This window comes from Trichodesmium erythraeum IMS101 (assembly GCF_000014265.1).
Taxonomy (GTDB): Bacteria; Cyanobacteriota; Cyanobacteriia; order Cyanobacteriales; family Microcoleaceae; genus Trichodesmium; species Trichodesmium erythraeum.
Genome location: NC_008312.1, coordinates 3,570,942 through 3,597,634 on the forward strand (window position 1 = coordinate 3,570,942; position 26,693 = coordinate 3,597,634).

General features: G+C 33.7%; 15 protein-coding genes and 2 pseudogenes. 11 read left to right on the plus strand and 6 right to left on the minus strand.

Translation table 11 applies throughout. From position 1 onward, the window contains the following. Window positions 1-242 precede the first annotated feature (242 nt). Window positions 243-929 (minus strand): response regulator, encoded by a 687-nt coding sequence (locus TERY_RS10975; protein WP_011611896.1) that lies wholly within the window; start codon window positions 927-929, stop codon window positions 243-245. Window positions 930-1,286: 357 nt separating this feature from the next. Here TERY_RS10975 and TERY_RS10980 point away from each other — a divergent pair, with 357 nt between their 5' ends. The 3 genes from TERY_RS10980 to trpD all read left to right on the plus strand — a co-directional run bounded on the left by TERY_RS10980 (window position 1,287) and on the right by trpD (window position 7,309). Continuing rightward, entirely contained in the window at window positions 1,287-3,119 is a 1,833-nt protein-coding gene (locus TERY_RS10980; protein WP_011611897.1) for an ABC transporter ATP-binding protein, read from the plus strand. 2,248 nt (window positions 3,120-5,367) lie between these two features. Further along, window positions 5,368-5,805, plus strand: coding sequence for a calcium-binding protein (locus tag TERY_RS10985; RefSeq protein ID WP_011611898.1), 438 nt, complete (start codon window positions 5,368-5,370; stop codon window positions 5,803-5,805). Between the two features lie 433 nt (window positions 5,806-6,238). Further along, window positions 6,239-7,309: an anthranilate phosphoribosyltransferase gene (gene trpD, locus TERY_RS10990; protein ID WP_011611899.1), complete on the plus strand. Its 1,071-nt coding sequence runs from the start codon at window positions 6,239-6,241 to the stop codon at window positions 7,307-7,309. Between the two features lie 64 nt (window positions 7,310-7,373). On the opposite strand, the gene TERY_RS10995 is transcribed toward trpD, so the two are convergent. Then, window positions 7,374-8,006: a retroviral-like aspartic protease family protein gene (locus TERY_RS10995; protein ID WP_011611900.1), complete on the minus strand. Its 633-nt coding sequence runs from the start codon at window positions 8,004-8,006 to the stop codon at window positions 7,374-7,376. 307 nt (window positions 8,007-8,313) lie between these two features. On the opposite strand from TERY_RS10995, the gene carA reads away from it, so the two are divergent. The 4 genes from carA to rlmB all read left to right on the plus strand — a co-directional run bounded on the left by carA (window position 8,314) and on the right by rlmB (window position 14,141). Next, window positions 8,314-9,468, plus strand: coding sequence for a glutamine-hydrolyzing carbamoyl-phosphate synthase small subunit (gene carA / locus TERY_RS11000; RefSeq protein WP_011611901.1), 1,155 nt, complete (start codon window positions 8,314-8,316; stop codon window positions 9,466-9,468). 691 nt (window positions 9,469-10,159) lie between these two features. Further along, entirely contained in the window at window positions 10,160-10,534 is a 375-nt protein-coding gene (locus tag TERY_RS11005) for an STAS domain-containing protein (RefSeq protein WP_370497200.1), read from the plus strand. A gap of 2,032 nt (window positions 10,535-12,566) precedes the next feature. After that, a complete protein-coding gene (locus TERY_RS11010; RefSeq protein ID WP_011611903.1) occupies window positions 12,567-12,959 on the plus strand; it encodes a ribonuclease III domain-containing protein in 393 nt (130 codons plus the stop codon). A gap of 315 nt (window positions 12,960-13,274) precedes the next feature. Then, window positions 13,275-14,141, plus strand: a complete 867-nt coding sequence (rlmB, locus tag TERY_RS11015) for a 23S rRNA (guanosine(2251)-2'-O)-methyltransferase RlmB (protein ID WP_011611904.1) — start codon at window positions 13,275-13,277, stop codon at window positions 14,139-14,141. 248 nt (window positions 14,142-14,389) lie between these two features. Here the strand turns inward: rlmB and TERY_RS11020 are convergent, their stop codons facing one another. After that, window positions 14,390-15,202, minus strand: a complete 813-nt coding sequence (locus tag TERY_RS11020; protein WP_011611905.1) for an alpha/beta fold hydrolase — start codon at window positions 15,200-15,202, stop codon at window positions 14,390-14,392. A 432-nt stretch (window positions 15,203-15,634) separates the two neighbouring features. Here TERY_RS11020 and TERY_RS27830 point away from each other — a divergent pair. Next, window positions 15,635-15,847, plus strand: a pseudogene (locus tag TERY_RS27830) (class I SAM-dependent methyltransferase); the annotation flags it as partial. An 804-nt stretch (window positions 15,848-16,651) separates the two neighbouring features. Here TERY_RS27830 and ligA read toward each other — a convergent pair. Beyond that, the gene (gene ligA, locus TERY_RS11030; RefSeq protein ID WP_011611906.1) at window positions 16,652-18,976 is read right to left on the minus strand and encodes an NAD-dependent DNA ligase LigA; all 2,325 of its coding nucleotides are present in this window, start codon (window positions 18,974-18,976) and stop codon (window positions 16,652-16,654) included. A gap of 243 nt (window positions 18,977-19,219) precedes the next feature. Then, entirely contained in the window at window positions 19,220-20,176 is a 957-nt protein-coding gene (locus tag TERY_RS11035) for an Npun_R2479 family HD domain-containing metalloprotein (protein WP_011611907.1), read from the minus strand. A gap of 572 nt (window positions 20,177-20,748) precedes the next feature. Between TERY_RS11035 and TERY_RS11040 the strand changes: the two genes are divergently transcribed. Together TERY_RS11040 and truB are read left to right on the plus strand one after the other, a co-directional pair. Next, on the plus strand, window positions 20,749-21,537 hold the full coding sequence (locus TERY_RS11040; RefSeq protein WP_011611908.1) for a calcium-binding protein: 789 nt from the start codon (window positions 20,749-20,751) through the stop codon (window positions 21,535-21,537). Window positions 21,538-21,579: 42 nt separating this feature from the next. Then, a complete protein-coding gene (gene truB / locus TERY_RS11045) occupies window positions 21,580-22,485 on the plus strand; it encodes a tRNA pseudouridine(55) synthase TruB (RefSeq protein ID WP_011611909.1) in 906 nt (301 codons plus the stop codon). 1,456 nt (window positions 22,486-23,941) lie between these two features. On the opposite strand, the pseudogene TERY_RS30550 reads toward truB, so the two are convergent. Then, window positions 23,942-24,780: pseudogene (locus tag TERY_RS30550) on the minus strand (IS1 family transposase). Window positions 24,781-26,498: 1,718 nt separating this feature from the next. On the opposite strand from TERY_RS30550, the gene gvpJ reads away from it, so the two are divergent. Continuing rightward, on the plus strand, window positions 26,499-26,687 hold the full coding sequence (gene gvpJ / locus TERY_RS11060; protein WP_011611911.1) for a gas vesicle protein GvpJ: 189 nt from the start codon (window positions 26,499-26,501) through the stop codon (window positions 26,685-26,687). Window positions 26,688-26,693 lie beyond the last annotated feature (6 nt).

Genomic DNA, 26,693 nt, shown 5'->3' on the forward strand with positions numbered 1-26,693 from the left:
ACCATTTTAGTTATGTAATTTCACCAGCAATTAAAAAATAAGAACTTTAGCAAATTTCAGGGAAATTAGGACATTATCACTCCTCTCAAATTTCATCTAAGCTAAAAATCTACAAAAAAATTGCCATTCCCCTTAATTACTACTACTACTACTACTAGCTCAGAACCGAACTACCTTTATAATTTTGCCATCAATACAGCTTAACTGAATAACCTATAAACCATAAAACCATTCTTCTTTAATTAGCTTAATATTCTAAACCAATAACCTTTCCCATAAACAGTATGAATTAATGGCGAGTCCCCAGCCACCTCTATTTTTCTTCGCAATAACCGTACTTGTGCTGCTAAAACATTACTACTTGGTTGTCCCCCTTCTCCCCACAAATATTCATAAATTTGTTGGTGAGTTAAAAGTTCCCCGGGATAGTTCATAAAATATCCCAACAGCTTACATTCTTTTTCAGATAAGAAAATCACTTGCCCGCCACGATAAGCAACCTTATTTTCTATATCTAACTCTAAATTTCCTACCCGTAAATTTTGATCAGCTGTAGATGTTTCAATAATAACACGGCGACGCAATAAAGCTCGAACCCTTGCTAATAACTCTCGTAACTCAAAAGGCTTAACTAAATAATCATCCGCACCAGCATCTAACCCCCTAACACGCTCATCTAATGTATCTTTAGCAGTAAGAAATAAAACAGGGGTATAGTCATGGCGCGATCGCAACCTTTGACAAATCTCCAGCCCTGTCTTTTGGGGTAACATCCAATCTAAAATCAATAAATCATAGTTACCCTCAACAGCCATTTGAAAACCCGCCTCTCCATGATCAGCAACATCAACATTATAACCCTCCCTATTCAAAGCACAACTTAGAGGAGAAGTAAACTCTGGTTCATCATCCACCAAAAGAATCTGCATTTGATCAATTAAATAACTGTAAATATACCCAGTACTTACCCAAAAAATAAACTTCCAAACAAAATTTAGTAGCAGCAAAAAACAAAAAATCAGAGCAAAAAACCCCTTTTCTTATTTAGGCACCTAAGTATTCATCTATTCATCATATTATCTTTTGATTATCATATAATCCATATAATCTATATAATTAACTTCAACCTATGAAAACTCAATATTGTCAAATTTAATCCTTACTATTTCAATTTCATCAATTGATTATAATTATGTTCTTGGATAATTCTTAAATTGTGAAAAAGCCAGCTAATATGCTACCTTATTATAGCATTAAACTAGCAAAAGCTTAAACATAAAAAATCTATGAGTAGAAACTCAAGCAAAAATAATAATAGCAAATATTACACTAAAAACATTGAAACAGACTGGCAACTAATTCAACGCTTGCTAAACTACACCCGACCTTACAAAACCTTAGTAGCAACATCACTAATATTATTATTACCACTATCAATTGCAGGTACAATTCAACCACTATTAGTCGGACAAGCAATTTCTCTAATTTTAAGAGAAAAAACTTGGCTATTTCTCCAACAAATATCATTATCTCAAGGACTAAATACTTTAGCAATAATATTAACCCTAAGCATCATTGTACAATTCCTATTTCAATCTGTACAAGGTTTTTTAGTAGAAAAAATCGGACAGCAAATTACCGCTGATATTAGAAATGATTTATTTAAACACGTTCTTTCCCTAGGAGTAAAATTTTTTGACACTGCCCCTGTAGGTAAATTAATTACTCGCCTTACCAGCGATGTTGAAGCTTTAGGAGATGTCTTTTCTACAGGTGCTATTGGGATAATAAGGGATTTATTCTCAATTTTAATCATTGCAGTCACCATATTTATTCTTCAATGGCAATTGGCCTTAACACTCATACTAATGATGTTACCAGTAACAGCAATTGTTATCTATTTCCAGCAAAAATATCGGCACGCTAATTACAAAGCTAGAGATGAACTTTCCGATTTAAATTCTCAGCTACAAGAAAACTTAGTTGGCATTGAAATAGTGCAATTATTTCGCAGAGAAAAGTTCAACTCAGAATTATTTAGAGCCAATAATATAAATTATGTAAAAGCATTAGATAAAACTATCTTTTATGACTCTGCTATCTCTGGTATTTTAGAATGGATTTCTTTAATTGCTATCGCTACAGTTTTATTCTTAGGAGGACAATTTTTTTTAGCAGGAAATCTAGACTTTGGTACTCTATCTTCCTTCATTTTATATGCTCAACGTTTATTCAACCCCTTACGACAATTTGCTGAAAAATTTACAGCTATTCAAGCTGGATTAACCGCCATTGAACGCATTGCAAATATTCTCAACGAAAAAATTGAAATTATTGACCCAGAAAAAGAAATTCAAAAGTTATCAAACCTTCAAATTAATAATTCCCAAATAGGTGAAATTAGATTTGAAAATGTCTGGTTTGCCTACAAATCAAATCAATATATTCTCAAAAACATTAACTTTACTATTAAACCAGGAGAAAAAATTGCCTTAGTCGGACCGACTGGAGCCGGAAAAAGTTCTATAATTCGCTTACTTTGTCGTTTATATGATGTAAATAAAGGTAGGATTTTAGTTGATGGAATTAATATTAAAAACTTACCTCAAGCAGAATTACGGAAACATATTGGTGTGATTCTACAAGATGGATTTTTATTTACTGGAGATGTAAAAAGTAATATTACTCTCGGAGAAAAATATTCATTTGAAGAAATTAAAGCATCAGCAAAAAGCACAAATATAGATAAATTCATTGCCGAATTACCCCAAGGATATAATACTCAATTACGAGAACGAGGATCTAACATTTCAGGTGGTCAAAAACAATTATTAGCATTTGCCCGTGCTGCTATTCGTAACCCGAAAATTTTAGTACTTGACGAAGCAACTGCTAGTTTAGATGTCAGAACAGAAGCTTTAATTCAATCAGCATTAGAAAAAATTTTAGCACAACGAACAGGTATTATTATTGCTCATCGACTTTCCACAATTAGAAATGTTAATCGGATATTTGTACTGAAAACAGGAGAATTAACTGAGTCAGGTACCCATCAAGAATTACTACAACAAAACGGTACTTATGCTAGTTTATATAAATTGCAAACGTTAGGAACTTGATCAATATTTAAGTTTAGCTCTAACCAAAAACCTCAGACCTAACAATTTTACCCAGTATAAAAATATATAGAATAAGATGATATCAGAAAAGAACCTACCCCAAGAAAAAAATCAGGCTATCTTGCACCATTACCTTCGTATTATGAGCATTAACATTAGCTCATCAAAATAATATAATTTACCCAGATTTTGAGTCAGAAAAATTGATACATCTTAAATAAGATTAAAAAACAGCATTGATAGATTTTGGCGCCACAAAAAAAATATTTTTTTCACCAAAACTAACCAAACAAAAAGCAAAAAAATAACTATCCCAGTTAACAGAAAAAGGGAGTTAGCAAAAAAAAATTGGCGTGAATTATCAGCATAAGAGAAAAAATTTGCTCATATATACTCATATTAATAATAGTCAAAAAAACAGATTTTCCTAACCTCATATCCCAAGTCAATTACACAACTTAGAAAAGCTTTGAAATAAAGCTTACTGAGGATTATAAGATACCTACTTAAATCAAAATTTAGACTTACCAGGAAAACCAAAATCTGTACTCAAACTTATTAGCCATAGAGACTTAAATACTACTTTGAATCTCCAGCACCGCAGCTAGTTTAACCGCAACATTCTGTCGAAGAAATAACGCCCATATTATCAATAATGTAGAATAGAAAACTTGTTAACTTTCACTCCTTCATTCCTTCATTTGCTTATTCATTTTCTGAAGCTCAAAAAAAATAAAGAAATTTGCTTGCCTTGCATTTCCACCAAAATTTTGATAATATAAAGATATAAGGGGTTATTCGCCCCTACCTATGACTATTTATTCAACACAAAAAAATATTCTTCCCCCCAACAATATGATATTTAATCAACTATAATCATCTGGTGAGCTTACAGAAATCTACAAACACCAAAATAACCCTCAACTATCTATACTCTCCCAAAGCATTCATTCCTTCATTCCTTTATTCATTTTCTGAAGCTCAAAAAAAATAAAGAAATTTGCTTGCCTTGCATTTCCACCAAAATTTTGATAATATAAAGATATAAGGGGTTATTCGCCCCTACCTATGACTATTTATTCAACACAAAAAAATATTCTTCCCCCCAACAATATGATATTTAATCAACTATAATCATCTGGTGAGCTTACAGAAATCTACAAACGCCAAAATAACCCTCAACTATCTATACTCTCCCAAAGCATTCATTCCTTTATTCTTTCACGCCTTCATTCCTTCATTCATTTTCTGAAGCTCAAAAAAAATAAAGAAATTTGCCTTGCATTTCCACCAAAATTTTGATACTGTAAAGATATAAGGATTTGTTCGCCCCTACCTATGACTATTTATTCAACACAAAAAAATATTCTTCCCCCCAACAATATGATATTCAATCAACTATAATCATCTGGTGAGCTTACAGAAATCTACAAACACCAAAATAACCCTCAACTATCTATACTCTCCCAAAGCATTCATTCCTTCATTCCTTTATTCATTTTCTGAAGCTCAAAAAAAATAAAGAAATTTGCCTTGCATTTTTCCTAAATTTTGATACTGTAAAAATATAAGGATTCGTTCGCCCCTACACATGACTATTTATTCAACACAAAAAAATATTCTTCTCCCCAACAATATGATATTTAATCAACTATAATCATCTGGTGAGCTTGCAGAAATCTACAAACACCAAAATAACCTTCAACTATCTATACTCTCCCAAAGCATTCATTCCTTTATTCATTTTCTGAAGCTCAAAAAAAAAGAAAGAAATTTGCCTTGTATTTTTCCCAAAATTTTGATACTGTAAAAATATAAGGATTCGTTCGCCCCTACGCATGACTATTTATTCAACTTAAATTGTATTTAATCACAAATAAAAATTAGAAGGTAACAGTTTTTCACCCCTACAAATGTTATATGATTTGTATTTTGTGCAAATTAAATATCATACTTATATTTAGATAGATAAAAATAGATTTTAAAAATAGATTTTTTTAAAAGTAAATAGCTTTTAATACTACTAATTTTAGCAACCTTTTTTGTAGAAAAAAAATGTAGATATTGACAATTTGTATATTTATAATTAACATCTTAAATAGCAAAATTAAGTAAGTAAAAACTAATAAACATCACTATGTAACGAAACCTTTATCTAGTCTAAAGTCTGGATATTATCTGTTTTTTTAGACTTATTTGCCCTCCCTGGGGAGATAGTTGTAAATTTTCCTACTTACCTACTTAATCATTGCCAATATCTAAAATTATTGAACTATGCCAATATCTAAAATTATTGAACTATAGACTAATTGGAAGTAGTGGAAACGACATATTAGTTGGTGGTAAAGGCAAAGATATTCTCACAGGTGGCAGTGGAGTCGATCGCTTCTTCTTTGAATCTCCCAAAGACGGCATAGACAAAATTACAGATTTTAACGCTTTAAACGAAACTATAGTCATTAACAGTCGCACATTCGACAGCTTGAACCCCGGTAAATTATTAAGTAACCAATTTTCTATTGGATCAAGAGATGCAAAAGCTACCACATCAGACCAAAGATTTATTTACACCACTGATGGGTCATTATTCTTCGATCCAGACGGAAAAGGTGGCATTGAACAAACTAAAATAACTGTTTTTGCTAATCTTCCTTTTCTATCCAGCGATAACTTTGAAATTGTTTAAAGTCCTACAAGAATTTAGCTTTGACCCCAAGTATAGCTAGGCCAGAACAGTGCCTAGACCTCATATGAATCTCAGCCATTGCTTGTGCCCTAATTTCAAAAAACTCCCTATTCTTTACCCGTAGTCCTTTCACATCCTCCCCGTCATAAAAGCACTGAGACTCCTACCGAGCTGTAGCCCCTCCGCGGGTTAACATATCACAGGCTGCTGTTACCTTTTCAGTAGTCTTTTGCTGACCGACCTGTCCGTTTTTTTGTCTCGGTATGTCTACCTGGGACTAATATATTTATTGTGAACTAGAAGGCATGATAACATAACCAGTGGAAAAAAATAAACTAAAAAGTCACCCGCTTATGGGCGAGGCTTTAAACCCAATTTTTCCGTAATATTCAACTGTATATTTAAGTACTTCTATAACCAGCAAGTTACAATAATGAACAACTCCTCCATAAACGAATGGCCTAGTTTATTACAGCAATTACTTGATGGCCAATCTTTATCATCCTCCCAAGCCTCAAACTTAATGCAAGGATGGCTACAAGAAGAAATTCCACCTGTTCTATCAGGAGCAATATTAGCAGCCTTACAAGCCAAAGGTGTATCTGCTCAAGAATTAGCTGGTATGGCAAAAGTATTACAATCTTTATCCTTAACAAAAGAATACCATAATAACAATATTCCCATCACCAACTTTCAATACCCTATCATTGATACCTGCGGTACTGGTGGAGATGGAGCCTCAACATTCAATATTTCCACTGCAGTTGCTTTTGTCCTAGCCGCCGCAGGAGTACCAGTAGCCAAACATGGTAACCGTTCTGCTTCAGGTAAAGTCGGTTCTGCTGACGTATTAGAAGCATTAGGAATACGTTTGAATGCACCCACAGAAAAAGTAATATCTGCATTATCTGAAGTAGGAATTACCTTTCTATTTGCACCCGGCTGGCATCCAGCAATGAAATGTGTAGTTCCTCTACGGAGGACTTTAAAAGTACGAACCGTGTTTAACCTTTTAGGTCCTTTAGTTAACCCCTTGCGTCCCCAAGCTCAAATTATTGGTGTATACAATTCTACACTAGTAAAAACAGTAGCCCAAGCTTTAGGAATATTAGGAGTAGAATATGCGATCGCTCTCCACGGTAGAGAAAAACTTGACGAAGCTGGTCTAGGCGACATCACTGATATAGCCATATTATCTCATGGTGAGGTAAAAGCCACCTCAATTAACCCCCAATATTTAGGCTTAAATTATGCCCCAATAAGTACCTTACAAGGTGGAGACGTAGAGCAAAACGCCGAAATTCTCAAAAACGTTCTTCAGGGTAAAGGAACTTCTCAACAAACAGATGTAGTGGCTTTGAATAGTTCTCTGGCACTACAGGTAGCGGGCGTTGTACCACTAGAAGCTCATCAAGAAGGTATTGGCAAAGCTAAAGATATTCTCCAAAGTGGTGCAGCTTGGTTGAAATTAGAGCAGTTAGTTCAATTCTTATCAATCTTTTGAAATTATTTGAGTCTGCTAAAAATAGGGGAAAAGTTTTAGGAGTTAGGGGTTATATAATGTCTAGTTAACTACTAGAACGTCTCCGTAATTCTACTATATCTGCCTTAATTGTCATATCATAATTACCAAAGAAGCTTTGTCCAAGCAGCCCTATTTTTTTATTTGGCGGTGCGATCGAAACATTAAACTCATTAAATGTTAGGCCACCAGCAGAAATAGAACGAACTAAACCTACTCCCATTTCTACACTGCTACCATCAGCTATAGAATAAGTTTCTTGTGTATAAGGAATAACCTTCAAAGTTTTTGCCATTTCTTGAGTAATAATTGTGTCACTAGCTCCGGTATCTAAAACCATTGGATAAGTTTGATTACCATTAAACGTAACATCAATTAAGAGAGTACCACCCTGACGACCTTTAATTGGTATTTGGTATATTCCTGCTGTTGGACTTGAAGTTGATACTTCCCCTGGTAATTCTTCCTGCAACAGACCACAAACTGATGTTGTTAAATCCTTCTTATTTCCAAGTTCATCAACCATAAAGCATCCTGGATGTTCTTGAGCGATCGTAGCCGTACAAATTAATCTTGTCAGCAACATTGATGGTACTTGCCAAAAAATGGTTTTAAACCGTTGTTTATACTTGATATTATTTTTGTTACTAGAGTTATGCAGTAAAAAAAAATTCATCATAATTACTAAATTTTTTAATAACTTTAATTATTTGCTTACTGTAATATTTATTTGATGACTATTTATCGATGACTACTAATTAAATTAAATTAGTTTAATCTTATTTTATCTTATTTGAAATATAAGTGTAATTTTCACTTGTGACTGCTACATTTTTTCTCAGGATAATAATATATCCTCAATAACCTAAATATTATTCTCAACTGATATTATCTATACTAATCATTAAAATCTCAAACTCAGTTCCTGAATTAGATATTCTGAAGTGATCTGATTTTTTTTATACTAATTAAATAGAGGAATTAAAATGTCAATCTCAGCTCAACCTGCTTTACTCGTCTTAGCAGATGGAACCTCTTACTGTGGCTTATCTTTCGGTGCTCCCGGAACCACCATAGGAGAAGTAGTATTTAACACAGGAATGACTGGTTATCAAGAAGTTCTCACAGACCCAAGTTATTGCGGGCAAATAGTTACTTTTACCTACCCAGAGTTGGGAAACACAGGAGTTAACTCTGAAGATGAAGAGTCCAACAAACCACAGATTCAAGGTGCGATCGCTCGAAATATTTGTCCACGTCCTAGTAACTGGCGTTCTACTAAGTCCTTACCAGAATATCTACAAGAGCATAAAATTCAAGGAATTTACGGTGTAGATACCCGCGCTTTGACTCGGAAAATTCGGACTGTAGGAGCAATGAATGGAGCAATTTCTACAGAAATTCTCAATCCAACTGAATTGCTAGAACAAGTTCAGTTTGCTCCTAGCATGGCAGGATTAAATTTAGTTCAGAAAGTAACAACTAAAGAAACTTATCAATGGTCTGAACCAACAAACCCAGACTGGGAGTTTAACCTTTCTGTCTCTGGTAATACAGGAGAAAAATTTACAGTTGTGGCCATTGACTTTGGAGTGAAAAAAAATATCCTTCGACGTTTAGCTAGTTATGGTTGTCAAGTCATAGTTGTTCCTGCCGATACACCACCAGAAGAAATTCTCAAGCATAATCCTGATGGAATTTTCCTTTCTAATGGACCGGGAGACCCTTCTGCAGTGAGGGAAGGTATTGAAACTACTAAAGAGTTGCTAAAATCATCTAAACCTGTATTTGGTATTTGCATGGGACATCAGGTTCTCGGTCTAGCCTTGGGAGCAGACACTTTTAAGCTAAAATTTGGTCATCGGGGTCTTAATCAACCAGCAGGTTTGCAACAACGAGTAGAAATTACTAGTCAAAATCATGGATTTGCCATTAATGCAGATTCTTTAGTGGCTGAATTAGAAATTACCCATCTCAACTTGAACGACCAAACTGTAGCCGGTCTAAGGCATAAATCTTTACCCTTATTCTCAGTACAGTACCACCCGGAAGCAAGTCCCGGCCCTCATGACGCTGATTATTTGTTTGAACGTTTCGTTCAAGCAATGAAAGATACTCGCAAAGTTAAAGCTTTGAGTTGAGCTTAGTTAACTATTACTGATTTGATAATATTTATTAATAGAAATTTATATATACTGGTACGGCTATACTTATTAAAATCTATAAGTAGGTAAGCCTTAAAATTTGTCACTATGTAACAAAAAGTAAATCTAATCTCAAATCAACTGCCTAGATGAGCTTGTAGTTACCTGACAAAATTTCATATAATTAAGAAATTTCAGTGCTTACCTACTTAGATTATGTATTGGCAAATTAGACCATAAGATTAGTTTGTAGTTTAAAACTAGCCCACTGCCTAACCGAATTTCTGATAAGTTGTCTAACCTCCAGGCCAAGTAACTCCAACTTCTGTCAGCGCCGACAACCCAATTAACATAAATGTTTCAAAGCTCTTGTAGGCATTAGAAGATACTTCCTAAGTAAATTAATCTTACTGTGCATTGTTAATAATTATTAGCACTCATAGTATTGGATCCACCCAATTATTCATGTTAGTTAGGACAGTAAATGCAAAGCCCATCATTCTAGGATGGAGCTTTCCACCCAAAATTTCGGTAGACTATTGATATTCCCACAATCATATTCAAATTAAAAAAGTAGTCTTATAGTAGACATATTTTACTTTTTGAAGTATGATTAGTATTGAATTAAGTAAAATTAAGCTAGGAGGGTGTTATTGCTGATCCTAAGCAATTAAACCTGACTGTTAGCCTGAGAGGCTCTCACGAAGTCAGGGATAACTACCAGCTATTCCGCCTAACAGGGTTATTAGATGCTTTCTCAGAAGGTAGTTTCACAAAAACGCTGAAAACAAAAATTGATAATGGACCAAAAAATATTATTTTGGACTTATCCAAGATAGACTTTGTTGATAGCTCTGGGTTAGGAGCACTTGTGCAACTGGTAAAGCATACCAAAGACAAAGAAGGTACTTTGCAAATAGTTTCCAATGCCCGTGTAAAACAAACCGTTAAGTTGGTTCGTTTAGAAAAGTTTTTGTCTTTACGAAGTACATTAGAAGAAGCTATCGAAGATATCAAGAACTCTCACCCGAACAAGGCAAAGACAGATGATCAAGACAGATGATCTAATCTAGATAGGTGTTATATCCCGTCAAAAAACAAAACTCTAGACGGGAGCTGGTTGCCAGTATTAACCTGGCAATTTCTGGCAATAAATCAAAAAAATCTGAGAAAATTTTAATGTAAAAAAAATTTATAATTGTAGTTAGGAGGTGATTCAATTGTTTGCACTTAAATTTGAGTTAAAACTCAATAAGAAAGAGTGCTCTTTGATGGCCTACTAGGAAGATTCTGCCAGATTTGTTTATAACTATGGTTTGAATATGATTAATGTCACTCAAGCCATGACTAAAATCAATAAGTTTAGTAAAGAATTTAGTTTGAGTTACAATCAACCCATTTTAGGAGTCAAAACAGTCTTTACTAACTATGTCAAAAAGCAAGCAGAATACTCTTAACGCTGGTAAGACAATAAAGATACCAATATTAAAGACCTTTCGATTATTTGAATTAGTTGAATATACTACAGCAAGTCAGACTTTTACCGAAAAATTAATATCTAAAACCTCGCCCTTCTAGGTCGACTTTTTAGTTGTTTTATCACTAAATAGGTAATCATAAATATTTAGTTGAAAGGTTAAATTATGAAAGGGATATCTGAGTATAGTATTATATCCAACACCAGGGAAAAAAATACGGAGCGTGCAAAGCTATTTTGCTATCTTTTCTGTGTCAACATTACGCAAATGTGTTTCCTGGAATTAAACCCTAGCTTTCTGTCAATAAAACTATAAATTAAGAGAGAAAAAACCTGTTAACTCGCTCGCTACAAAAACAGTTTATTATTCAGAGCTAAAAGGACTAAAGATAGAGAATGATGACCAGAGATTTTTATTATACCATTCCAGCAATATTTAAATGATTTAAGTCAAGCTGCTCAAAACTTTTTTAAATCAACCAAAGTTAAGAGGAAAGGAAAAGCTATTAAGCCTCATAAGTTTTAAACTTGAAAGTCACATACAAACTGCTAGGTTGACAAAAGAGAGGTTTAAAGTTGGTAAGATTTATTTAGCTATAGTTGGAAAACTAAAAATACTTTGCTTTAGAAAGTTACCGAGTCTTGCATCATCAGTAACTATTATTAAAAACTCTTCTAATAGACATTTTTTAAGTTTTGTAGTATAAATTAATCCATAAATCTTAGCTCAAACTAATCATTCAGTAGGCATAGAATTGAGGAATTAAAACTTTTGCTACTTTGAGCGATAGTAATAAAATTGATGCACTAAAACCAGAAAAAAAACCAGTTAAGAAATAGCCTGCTTCAGAGGAGCTACGAAGGGCGAAAGTTAAGCAAGTTATTATCATAATAAAACTAAAGAGTCTAAACGATAAAAAATCCCAGGTTAGAGTCGCTAAACCTTATGGCAAATTTAAAGATACAGGGACAGATTTTCTCTATAAATTATTTACCGAAAAATTGGGGTTAAAGCCTCGCCCACCCATCGGGCGACAATCCATGTTTAAATAAGATTAGTTCTTTACTCGTTGTGTCTCAGAAAAGAAGCAGATGCCCCAAAGAAGACCCCCAGGTAACATTCTCATGTTATTCAGATGCCTAGATATTTTATAGATTAGAATATTTTAATGTCAAAGCCATGATGCAAAATAGAAAGTTAGCTCCATCAATAGTATGCTAAGGGTTCTATGAATTTAACAAGGATTAACTAAAAGATTAACTGGGGCGAAGCGTTGTGTTAGCTGACCAGTAGCTGACCTTATTCAAAACTTATCATAATTACAGTATCATTTACTCAGAACTAAAGCTAAGTGACCCCATCTTTAACTGTCTTCATTGTGGAATAATTGATTATACACAAATATATAGACCGGTACTTGAATGTAGCATTAGTTTTGTCCCAATACGAGTTACTTAATCAATTTAGCAGGGCAGGCTCTACCCGAAGTTACTTCTGTTAACCGGAAGTAGCCTACTCTCCTGGTTGAAAAATAAAGCAAGCATTTTTCACTGGCATAATTGGATATTTCCGAATTTTGCCGTAATTGTTTAAGTTTTATATAGTAAAATAATTACTTTGCAGCAGTTAAACCCTATCATCCTAACGTCAGCAGAAGTTCAGAAAATTTCACCGTCAGCTTGGGCCTATTTGGGAGATGCAGTTTACGAACTGTATATTCGGAATTACTATTTGATACCACCAAAGCGGTCGGGTTATTATCATCAATTAGTTGTGTCCCAAGTCAGGGCAGAAAGTCAAGCTCATCAATTACATAACTTAAAACCTCACCTCACTGATGTAGAGTTAGATATTCTCAAGCGAGGACGGAATGCTGCTTTTAGGAAACCAAAAAGATTAGATCCAGAGGTTTATCAACAGGCTACAAGTCTAGAAACTTTAATTGGGTACCTATATTTGACCGATCCACAAAGATTAAATCAACTACTAAGCTATATAGAATTAGATTAAAGTCAAAAGTCAGGTTAATATATATTTTTATTATTTTTAGAGTATGGCCAACTAACAATAATGGCTTTAATTGCTAGAGTTTTGAGTAGATAAGGTATTTTAGCATAAGAGATTTGGTCTTTTAAAATTAAAGTTTGTTGTTAATAAAATACTAAAAAGTAGCAGCTAATTTTATAGTAAAAAAATTTTCAAAAATATGAGTTACTTATCAAAATCAAATTTGAAATAATTAATCTACAATTGTCTTTTACCTATAACATCTCCCAAAGGGATTCAATAAAAACTATAAGTAGTAAAGCAAATTTGAAATAACTTATGTCTACAAAAAATTATAAATTCAATTCTCAAGAAAAACCTCAAAAAAATAAACAAATTCAACTAAAAGATGGGCGATCAAAAAAATATTATTCCCCAACTGTCAAAGAAGAAGATGAGGATCTAATCTACGGACGACACACTGTACAAGCTGCCCTCAAAAGTGAGCGATATTTAAACCGCATCTGGATAATTTCTTCTCTGCGATATGATCCCCGGTTTCATATATTGCTGAACGAGGCCAAAACGAAGGGTACAATTATAGATGAAGTAGATGACAGACGCCTAGATCAAATTACCCGGAGAAAACATCATCAGGGTATAGTAGCTCAAATATGCCCTTATGAGTATAAGGAACTTCACGAATTAATTTCTCAAGCAAAATCGAAAACTGATCGCTCTGTATTGCTTGTAGCTGATGGGATAAATGATCCCCATAACTTAGGAGCTATTATTCGCACTGGTGAAGCTCTTGGAATACAAGGTTTAGTTATTCCGCAAAGACGAGCAGTAGGAATAACTTCCACAGTGACAAAAGTTGCTGCAGGAGCCTTAGAAAATTTTCCTGTAGCTAGAGTTATTAATCTTAATAGTGCTTTGGAAGAATTAAAGAAAGAGGGTTTTTGGATATATGGTACTGTCGCGAAGGACGGGGAACCTATCCATACAGTAAAATTCACTGGAGCTATTGTTTTAGTCGTTGGTAGCGAAGGAGAAGGTTTAAGTCTTCTGATCCAAAAAAATTGTGACGCCTTAGTTTCTATACCAATGTCGGGAAGTACACCAAGTTTGAATGTATCAGTCGCAACGGGTATGGCTATTTACGAAATTCATCGACAACACTGGTCAAAAAATTTACGTATTTAGCTAGAACTTTGACATAGGGAAGTCCTTGTAATATGCTACCTAATCAAATAATTATAATTAAATTTGCTAGTAGAATAGAAATTATAAGCATAGGGATCTTGCTTTACTACAAAGAAAAACATTTTTATCACTTATTATAATTTTGGGACTAACTACTTCAGCTACTTTGTCATCCCGTGAGGTACTATAATTACCATTTTAAGGGCTGTCTAAACGAAAACCATTAGGGTTGACTTAGGCCAAACGAATCACACTAACTCTACCCAGTTTTTGATATCTGTTATAACTTGGTGAGGAATTTCCCAAGGAAATAAATGCGCTGTGTTAGGATAGCATTGCCAAGTAGCATTTTTGAGGTGAAGGGCAGTTTCTTGACTTGACGATAGAGTAATATGCCGATCGCCTGCCCCAGCTAATACTAAGCAAGGAGATTGAATCTTGCTTAACTCAGTTAATCTGTTATAACCACCTCTTAAAGCTTTATTCAAGGCTTTAGTAGCAAATCTTGAAGTTTGTAAATAAGCCGAAACTGCTTCTTTTGCTAAATATTTATAGGTAGCAGGAGTATGGTGTTGGATGAGATATCTAAATAGCGATCGCTTGCCAAAAGTATCAATATTCCATTGCCAACCAGGTAAAAAATAATTTATGACCCCCGCTAAACCTGTATAAAGATTATCCTGCCAAGTTATCGGCGGATGATTACTTCGAGGCCTGGCAGCTGTAGCTATTAAAATTAAACCTGCGACTTGCTCAGGGTTTCTCAGAGCTAACTCCATGCCAATAATTCCACCTAAAGACCATCCTAATATTAAATATCTAGAAATTTGAAGTTGTTCCAGAAGTGTTTCTAAGTCTATTAAATGTTGAGTAATTTCAAAGTTGGTTTTCGTAGAACTTTTCCCATATCCTCTTAAGTCTGGAGCAATGGTTTGAAAGTTTTGGCACAAAGAGTTAGTAAAGACTGACATACATTGACTATTACCTGGATGTCCGTGAAGACAAAGAATAGGAAAACCTTTTCCTTTGAGTTGAAAATGTAGTGTTGATAATGGGAACATAAATCTTATTTTGCCACCTAAAATACTTGACCTCAGTCTCCGTTAAATCAAATAATTAAAAAGTTCAACAATATTCACACTTATCCTTGACAGTAGATATATTATTTTCTCTACACGAGTTGATTCAATATCTAGTAGATTTATTTAAGCAATCTCTAACTTTGTTGTTTTGATTTACTGTAACCCTAAGCTATATACATATATTATCAATGTAATATAAATATTATAAAGCTTTTTGTACTTAAGTATGTTAATTGGTTTTTAATCAAATAAAATACTATTGTAATTATCATAGAAAAATTTGTTGTTGTATTGAAAAGCAATATAATAATATTGGTGCGATTTACCAAGAATTCAAAAGTTAAGCCACAGTTAAGCCACATTGTCAATTTCAAAAAAATTTACTTTTTTTAAGCTACTGGGCAGTTTAGAGGGAAAAAAATTCTTGATTTTGCCTGTAACACAGGTTTTTACACTCAGTTATTAAAACAACAAGCAGCTACCACGGTAGTTGGTGTGAATATCTCAGAAGAGATGCTCAAGGTGGCACGTAAACAAAAAAAGGAAAAGCCACTGGGTATTCAATACCATCTAGAAAATACGACACAATTGGAGCAGATAGAAAGTTTTGATCTGATTATCTGATCACTGCCGTTTATCTTCTGAACTACCCCCAAAACCAGAACATTTGCTCTCTATGCTTGTTAGTGTCTGTAAAAATATGGAAGAGGAAGGATGTTTTGTGGCCTTTACAACTCATCCAGATTTTAAGATAAGCCAATCAAATCCTACTAAATATGGATTAACGGTACTAAACAAGAATCAATTTCCCAAGGCTACTATTATGAAATTGAGTTTCACACTTCTTTACCTTTTATAATTGATTGCTGGGGCTGGAATTGGCCTGGTTATGAAGAGGCTGTCAAAAAAGCTGGATTAAAAAATTTGTCATGGCATCCAATAGAAATTCCACCTCAAGCAATAGAAGATTACGGAGAGGATTATTGGTAGGATTTTTCTGACAATAATCTAATTATTGCTTTAAGTTGTGATAAATAATACCAAATACTGAGCTAGAGTTATGAAATTACGGGAGGATAAAATTAAATTTTAACCTCATAAACAAAATTAAACTACAAATTGAGCGAAGCTAAAATCCAATCTTTGTTTAAAACCGTGATTTGTAAATAATTCTGTGTAAGTGCGTGTTTAATTTCCTGGGATTTTAAAATGATTTTTTTTAGAAAAAAATAGGATTTTTGCAAAATTTATCATAACCACAGCCACTCATTTTACAAATGATATATAGTGCGCAAAAGTCAAACTATTATAGTACAGCTATCTTATCAGCTAAATGTTTACCTATTTTGAAGATTTAAAAGCTCAAATAACTGAGTTTTCTATTTCTTCCCTTCTAGCTTTTACCTTCCTTATTAACTAGATATAATACTATATCCCAGTCACTGCCAACGCTTCCAATAACTCTGACTCACTCAACTCTTTCACCCCTAATTTTTTTGCCTTCTCTAACTTAGAGCCTCCATCTTCTCCCACTACAATAAAGTCAGTCTTAGAACTTACCGAACTTGTAACCTTACCACCAGCATTTTGAATCAAGTTTTTTGCCTCATCTCGCCTCATAGTTGGCAAAGTTCCCGTCAACACAAAAGTTTTACCTCTTAACAAACCACTTTGCACTTCTACCACATCACTTGTAGAGTCTTTGGTCTCCATTGTCACTCCAGCAATTTTTAGACGTTCAACTAAATTCTCTAAATTCTGACGTGCAACTAAATTCTGACGTGCAGCTAAATTCTGAATAGCTAGCACAGTTTCCGTCAACTTTGCCATACCACTTGTAGAGTCTTTGGTCTCCATTGTCACTCCAGCAATTTTTAGACGTTCAACTAAATTCTGATTTGCTGGTACCCGAAACCACTGTTCCACATATTGAGCAATTTCAGGACCAATACCATGCACTGTTTCAATGTCAGTTGCCTTTGCTTGGCTTAACTGTGCCACAGTCGGAAATTTTTGAGTCAACAACTCTGCATTCACCGTACCTACATGACGAATACCCAAACCATAAAGCACCCGCCTCCAGGGTTGAGCTTTTGAAGTCCCCATAGCTTCTATCAACTTATTCGCCGACTTTTTCCCCATGCGTTCCAGGGAAGTCAAATCTTCCATAGTCAAATTATACAAATCTGCCACAGACTTAACCAAACCACTATTAACCAACTGCTGCACCAACTTTTCTCCCAAACCATTAATATCCAAAGCTGCCCTAGATGCCCAGTGTGCTAATGATCCCCGAAGAATAGCGGGACATGAAGTATTAATACATCGAGTTACCGCCTCATTTCTAGGTTTAATTAGAGGTTGACTACATTCTGGACAATGAGTGGGCATTTGAAATCTTTGAGCTTTTTTTGGTCGTAATTCTGGTAAAACTCTGACCACCTCTGGAATAATTTCCCCTGCCTTGCGGACTATTACTGTATCCCCAATGTGTAAGTCCAATTCTGCCAAGCGATCGCTATTATGTAGAGATGCCCTTTGTACAGTTGTCCCTGCCAACTGAACTGGTTTTAATTCGGCCACAGGAGTTATGGCCCCAGTACGCCCTACTTGAACTGTAACTCCTTGGACAATGGTTGGAATTTCTTCGGCAGGGTATTTGAGAGCGATCGCCCACCGAGGGTACTTTTGAGTAAATCCTAACTTCTCTTGTAGTGATAAAGAATTAAGTTTAACAACTACTCCATCAGTTAAATAAGGTAGATTTTCTCGTTGTTTATCCCAGTACTGATAATATGCTTCAACTTCATTTAAAGAGCTACAAACTTGACCGTTAGGATTAACTTTAAAACCTAATTTTTTAAGTAACTCTAAACATTGCGACTGTGTATAAAACTGCAAAAAATTCGATTCATTTTCTTCTAAATAAAGTGTATAAGCAAAAAAATCTAGGCGACGTTTGGCTACTATTTTTGAGTCTAATTGTCTTAAAGTACCTGCTGCTGCATTCCGTGGATTTGCAAATATAATCTCTCCAATTTTTTCTCTTTCAGCATTAATATTTTCAAATACATTTATTGATAAAAAAGCTTCTCCCCTAACTTCTACTAATAAAGGTGGATTATCAACTTTAAGTTTTAAGGGAATACTATTAATTGTCTTAACATTTTGAGTAATATCTTCCCCCATAATTCCATCACCGCGAGTAGCACCTCGTACTAATAAACCATTTTCATAAGTTAAAGCCAAAGCAGAACCATCAATTTTTAATTCACAAATATAATCTACACTTGCTAAATCTATTTCATCAAAATTAGAACCAGTAATTACTGGAGCTAAAGAATTAACTGTAGAGAAATTATCTGACTCATCAATAGAGTTTTTAATTTTGACTTCCCCCCTTAGGGGGAGAGTTAACCTTTGATTTTCAAGAAGTGTTTGACGCTGCCAACGTTCTTGCCAACTTTTTAATTCCTGAATATTAAAAGCATTTTCCAGACTATAAAGGGGAATATTATGTTTAACTGATACAAATTTAGTTGCTGGCTTTTCTCCCACTCTTTGAGTAGGACTATCTGAAACAATTAATTGAGGATATTGACTTTCTAATTCCTGTAACTCTCGAAGTAGGTGATCATAAACAGCATCTTCCATAATTGGTTGATCAAGAACATAGTAAGAATAACCAGCTTCTTGAAGTTTTTCCCTTAAGTTTTGAGTGTATTGCTCAACTTCTAGTGTTAATTTTGCCACAATCTATTATTTCCTTGCCTCAATTTTCGAGTAGATAGAACCTAGCTTAAAATCATAGGGGAAAATATACAGTAAATTCCAGTTATTTAACTATTAAATTATCTTAATTTAATAGTTATAAAAGAGCTTAGAAGCTAATTGCTAATTAAGCAATGAAATTACTTAATAATTTCACTCAAAATACATCATATATAAATGGTATAAATTGATTTATATGATTCTTAAATTGCTGCCTATATCTACTTATAAATTTAAATCTAAAAAATCACTAAATTTCTTTTCTATAGTTGGCAGTTCAATTTTGAAATCTCCATTATGGTGACTTTGATAATCATCATTTTCTGATGTTGTACTATGAAGTTTTGTTTGAGGTCCATGTTCTATTTGAAATACATTTGCATAGAGATTAGCAATAATTTGTTTTCCACTTTGAGTTAATTCCAAATAACTAAGAGCAGCAGGAATATAGGGATAAACTCCATTCCAGTAAAATTTCGCGTAACTGCGTCGGAGATCTCCAGGACATTTATAACCTAAAATTTTATTAGTACCTACTTCTTCAAACTCATAAAACAAAGCACTAATTTTGAGCAAATAATTAGGGTCACTTAATTGACCAATTAAATCTGCAGCCCTTGATAACCCAGAAAAATTATTTCTATCTTGATAAGTTTCTGCTTCTGGAACAGGAAAACGAGTTAATTCAATATTACGTTTAATTTGAGCTGCATCAATTAATCGATGACCACCAAAACGTTCATCTATTGCTAATTTACCCCGGTCAACATGATAAGGTGTTAAACTAGCCGCCGTACTACCATCTGCCAAAGATACCATCCCACCATCTATTCCAGTAGCATATAGACCTAATAATTCTTGGTCTTCTCTACATAGTCCTTTAGTATAACCAATATCATGACACAATAAAGAAATAATATAATGTAACCAATCTTCTGGAGAAACACCACCTTCTCGAATGTGCTTACCCCGCAAAATTTCTTGCCCCACAAGAGTAACTAACATTGTGTGTTCAATATTATGATATAATGCGTCACAATTAGCGATGTTTTCCAAAGCCATATTTCCGGCCCAGGCAATAATTTCTGGATAGTCTGGTTTAAAGCCACCATAGGTACGATGGTATCCTGCTTGTAGCTCTTTGACAAAAGTCTCTATTAAGATTTGTGTTGAATTAAACATTACTATTTTTTTGCACTCCAGTATTAAGTGTTATCCTGATAGCTTGAGCTTTAGCAGTTAGCTATTATTAATTGATTAGAACTTGCTTTTACAATTAATTATTCATTGAGTAGCCAGTCTAAATATCAACAAATTCTTTTTTTTAGTTTGAATATTTTATTGTATACTTAGTTTAAAATTAACAAAAATTTATGGCATCGTCAAAATTAAGAGTATGTATTGTTAGGGATAGTTTCAATTATCAGTTAACAGTTATTAGTTATCAGGGTCTTTTACAATAGGGAGGCAAGAAGATATACAATATTCTTTTTTTACCGCCTTAACAAAAAAGCCTTGAGACCCAAATTTTTAGTTAGGCAAAAAATAAAAGTCAAAAGGCAAAAATTTTCGCTTAAAAAGTTTTTTGGTATCTACCAATCTTCTAAATTGAATGAATAACTCTATAATAGACTGAATTCAATAATTTGTGGACATTGAAATTAATCAGACTTAACATCCACTAATAAAAAAATATAATGAAAAATATGTAAATACTAATTTCATTGGACAAAAAAGTTATTTAGAAAAGCTTTATGGTGACTGCAACAGAAGAAGGTATTTTTATTGGTACTACAGTTGATCTTTTTAGGCCACTTCTGAATAATACTAAAGGTAATACTAGTGAAGGTTCTGGGGGTTCGTTCAAACTCCTAACAGATGAAGATGATGAGACCATTGGTTCAGCAGGATCAGATTCAATTAGCGGACTTAAGGGTAGAGACTCTATAGACGGCAGAGGTGGAAGAGATATAATTTATGGCAACGAGGGTAGTGATACACTTTTGGGAAGAAGCGGCGATGATTCCCTATTTGGTAATCAAGGAAAGGATTCTTTGTTAGGGAATGAGGACCAAGATATATTGTGGGGTGGTAAAGATAATGACTTTTTAGATGGAGATGATGATCAAGACACACTTTATGGAAATAGGGGGAATGATACTCTTTTTGGCAGTTTAGATGATGATTGTTTATACGGTGGTAAAGGTGATGACTGCTTAGTTGGAAGCGAAGGTAATGACACTCTAGCAGGCGATCGCGACTCTGACACTTTAATAGGAGGTATTGGAAAAGATTTATTCATTATTTCTAAAAGTACAGGTGGCCTGAGTGAATCAGAAGCAGATATTATTAATGATTATAATACTGATCAACGTGATAGAATTGGATTAATTGATAGTTTGAGACGTAGTGACCTGGATTTTTTGGACACAATAGTTGGTGAAAGAAATGGAACAGTTATTCGGTTGAGGAATGACCCAGAAGATTTTCTGGCAATAGTTATTGGAGTCGATGAAGAGGACCTTGACTTCATAACTATCTGAGACAACATGATCACAAAAGATTAAGTTTGAAATAACAATATAATGCAAGGATTTCTCAATCTTAACAAACCATCGGGCATGACTTCCCATGACTGTGTAGCAAAAGTACGAAAGCTACTACGTCTCAAGCGTGTTGGACATGGAGGAACTCTTGACCCTGCTGCTACTGGTGTTTTACCTATTGCAGTGGGAAAAGCAACCAGGTTATTACAGTTTCTACCTTCAGAAAAAGCTTATTTTGGTACAGTTAAATTTGGTATAATTACTACTACTGATGACTTAGAGGGAGAAATTGTTCAATCTGCACCAGTACCAGAATTAATGTTGTCTGATATTGAAAAAGTATTACCAAATTTCCTAGGTAAAATAGAGCAAGTGCCACCTAGTTATAGTGCAATACAGGTAGAAGGAAAGCGACTTTATGATTTAGCGCGTCAGGGAAAAACAGTTGAGGTTCCTACCCGTATTGTTGAAGTGTTTAATATAAAAATTCTTGACTGGCGAAGTGGAGATTTTCCAGAAGTAGACTTGGCGATCGCTTGTGGTACAGGAACTTATATTCGAGCGATCGCTCGCGATCTAGGTAGAACTTTAAGTATTGGCGGAACTTTAGCTGCTTTAACCAGAATAGAAAGTAGTGGTTTTTCTGAGGAAAATAGTCTCACTTTTGCAGAAGTGGAAAATCAACTACAGGAAAATAAGTTTAGTCTTTTATCTATAGAAATAGCATTGGCACATTTACCAGTGATAGTCTTAATTACTGAAGATGCAAAAAGATGGTGTCAAGGTCAACGTTTACCCTATCAAGTAAAATGGCAGATAGAAACTAAAAAAGCTGAGCACTATTTCCGAGTATACAATTATAAAGGTGACTTTCTAGGTATTGGGCAGTTAATCAAATCTGAAGAAAATTTATTATTAGCACCTCAAGTTGTAATTAGTAATTAGAGTCGCTTTGGAATTGATAAGGTATAAAGTTTTACGAGTTTAGGAGTTTAGAGAATAAGTAATATTAAACATGGTAGCGTTAGTATAATTCCATATAGAGAAGTAATAAGTTGAAATTCTAGAAACGAGCAAGCTTTTATCCCTACTGAGGATAGGAATTATATTACTCCGAAGGCAACAGATTTGATATAATAGATATCCCCAAAAATACTCAAATGTATAGTCCAGATAGTATTTTCCAAATCGGACTTGTTTAAGAAGCAGGGGGGTGAAGATAGAACATATCTACTATACCATCATTTTTTATACTAAATTTATAAATATGATTATACTAATTTGACAAACTTAAAGCTTCACTTTTCGAAGTAATCTATCAAGTTTGAAAGCAAATCTGTTAAGTAATGTGCAATGTTACTTTATAAAGTTAGTATAACTGTAATACCTTGAAATCAAAGAAAAAATCCAAAACCTAGGCAGTGCAATATTTATCAACACTAATTTAAATACTAATTTTATAAATATGCTCAATACAAATGTATAATCTAACTTCAGAAAATTGGTATAATTGCAATACCCTGAACTCGAAGAAAGAATCCAAAACTTAGGCCGTGCAATATTTATCAATACTAATTTAAATACTGATTTTATAAATATACTTAATACGAATTTGATAAACTTAAAACTTCACTTATCTAAAGTAACCCCTAAAGCTTGAAAGCCAAGATATCAAATTATGTGTAGTCTGACTTTAGGAAATTAATTGGTATAATCGCAATCATGGGAACCGGAAGAAAAAATCTAATACTGAGGGAGTATATGGGTATCTTAAATCTTCCCAGACGAAATAAATATAATATAAATATAACATAAAAGTTAATATTTTGTCCCAAAAGTAATATGAGAAAAATATGAACTTTAGAGATTACTATCAGCAAAAATCAAAGCTACAGTTAATACTGTAAGCGTTGCATAGCTAGAAAGTAAAAGTTAATATTTTATCCCAAAAGTAATATGAGAAAAGTATGAATTTTAGAGATTGCTATCAGCAAAAATCAAAGCTATAGTTTATATCGTAAGCGTTGTATAGCTAAAAGGTAATGGTTAAATTTGCCCTTAACTGAAATTGTTTATCAATCAAACTTTTGGACAGATATCAGAATTATCCCTTAGTGATGCAACGCTAAATTTCTAATTAATTGAGCTTTTAATGATTAGCTGTTCGGGCTTAGTAAGGTTATTTTTTATGATTTACCTAAGAAGTTATCCCTCCTATTCAACTATTCAGCAAACATGAAAATTTCTATCTGTAATAGGTCCATCTGTAATAAAGATCTGGCTTATTCATTGTTACAATAATCTGGTTTTTGTTTTAGGAAGTCCAAGAAAGCCCATTATTATAAATGACGTCGACTCTGTTCTTAGCAAAAAGGATCATTATAGAATTTCCGGTAGTGCGTCAGTAAAGTGTGGGATAAGTAATTAAGTCGTTCCAACTCCAAGGAGCGATCGCGTTCCTCAGCTCTTTGCGCAGCAGTATTTTCTTTGCGACTATGAACCCAAATCCAATTAAAGTAGGCCCTCGCCAACCTTATTGTTACATCAGTTTCTTGCCAGAGCTTGCCAAATTTATTCTGTCGGCGATGCCATCGACCGAGCTGCTGTCTGATAATTCCATTTGTGCGTTCCAATTGCTGTATATAGTTTTTACCAATAATGTATTCTACTTCTGGAGCGAAAACTCGTTCATACCCTCCGCAATTATCAGTTAGCTATTTTTTACAGCTAGTTTTCCCTTCTGTGTTGAGGAGCAATTCTTCAATTAACTTATTTACCTACTCTAGTACTCAGAATTAATCCACTGGATGAAGGGTAGGCACTTGCCAACTCAAGAATTCCCTTCTGTCAATTCCTGATACTGGCACTGTTTTTATTTTTTTGGACCAATGACCAAAACTCATCACTGCTGATCTGTAAGGTATTGATATTCTGGAGATGAACATTATGAATCATGTGTCCTTTTTCACAGCTAGCTCTCACCAAACTAACTACCGTATTATCGGCCCAATTCAATGTTCGACTAATCCCTCTTAAACTACTGCCCTCAAAGTGAGCTGGTATTTCCATGGGCACTTGTTCAGGTTGAATTGTTCTACGATAGTAGAGAGTGTCAAAAGTATCGGTGAAAGTTTGTAGGCATTCAGGACAATAATATCGTTGACAACATTACTGGTCTTTACCATGTTTATGAGTTTTCTGATGGCCACATATAGGACATTTCATGATAATAGAAAGTATTTAAGGACAAGGATTATATTACCATTCCCACACTTTCTTGATGCACTACCAACTATTCTAGTAGAAATAGTAGGAGAAGTTGCATTTTAATTATAGTTGTCTGTTGTGGGAAGAATTAAAATGCTCAAAAGTTTACTATATAAGCTTTTCATGATTTGAAGCATAAAAACCGGTATAAACCTAAACTGACAAAGGTTTTAGTTTTGTTTCTTTAATTACCAATAATTCTATTATTAATCCTAAAGCACAATAGTGATCGCATAAACTAAGTAAAATTACTTAATGCCTAACGAGAGTCAGGTAAAATAACTGAATACCTACTAGAGCTTGCCTGAAACATACAATAGTATTGGATTATATGTATTCCAGGGAATAGCTGAGTTAGAAGCCATAAATTGCATTACAGCAGTGTTTTAAAGATAAATTAAGAAAGTAAACTTGTTAGTAAATTCTGATCCCGAAGTTATAACTAAGGAATCTATTATGAATCATAAAGCACAATAGTGATCGCATAAATTAAGTGAAATCACTGAGTACTTACTAGAATCTGCCTGAAAAAGGAAATATACTAAATAATAAGTATGTCCAATTAGGGAATAGCTGAGTTAGAAGCTATGATTTGCATGAGAGGAGTGTTTAAACATAACAGAGGAGAAATTAAGAAAGTAAACTTGTTGGTGAATTGTGATCCAGAAGCTCTAACTAACGAATAACTAGTAACTGGAGTATTATTAATGGCTTAATGAAAAATTAGTTTGAGTGAGCCACTGTCCCCCATTATGCTTATTAATTTTTTTTATCTAACTTTAAAGATTTTTTCAAAGCAAAAGTAGTTGTCAGGATGAATCAAATAGTGTTATGGTAAATGTATGGTGAGATACAATAGTTGAGAAGATCAATAGGCTCCCATCATTATTTCAGAATCCCATTCTTTATTTATTAGGTTCAGGTTCTACTCAATAAGTAAACTTATAGTTATCTTAAGTTTACTGTATATGTTTTTGACTTAGGCAGTTACAATTATGGCAGTAAGCAGTAAGTAAAAAAAGTTGGATCATCTCCTTACCTAGCAGAAGTTATAGTTCATATTATGACTAATAACTATAGATGTTTGGGTATGCGTGTCTTTAGTAGCTATTGAGTTACTGGCAATTGAAGCAATAATAGTGATAGTTCTAGTAAAAACTTACTTCCAGTATGCTGTAGTTGTTTTTTAGATACTCTAGCATAACTACCAGATCAGGAGAAACTGCAGCTTACATTAATCTCAAAGTCAAATTTTTGGATATTTCAACATAGTATGAGGCAAAAAAGTAATCCCAGGAGTTAAGTGAAATTTCTGATAGCAAAAAAGCATATTTATTAGACAATTGTAGTCCATAAGCTGTAATTACTCAAAAACTATTAACTGTAAGTGTGATTAATGGCAAATTATTTTAAGTCAGCCACTAGCTACCTACTTCTTATTGTTTAACTTTAATATTTTTTAGTTAAAGCTGTTGTTATCAATGAACAGAATAATGTTAAGATTATGAATATTTAATTTTATATAAATACAAGAGTTAAAACTCTAAACAAATAAATAGAATTATTTCAGCATTATGATACTTATTCAGGGTCTACTTCATTAGTAAACTTAAAACTAATTATAGTTTACTGTAGAAGCTTTTAATAGCTTTTAAATAGATGGTACTTCTAGCAAATCAGTAACTAAAAATATGGCATTAGAAAAAATTAATTCATATTCCCGTCTAGTCAAATTTGTAGATCCAATTCTAGATAAAGAAGCAGTGATAGATGCTTGGGTACGTGTTTCTGTAGTAGGTATTGAGTTACTGGCAATAGCAATAAGTTCAACACAAATTAAGTTAAAATTGAAGAATGTTGTTGAGAAAAAATATCAATAAGTTAAA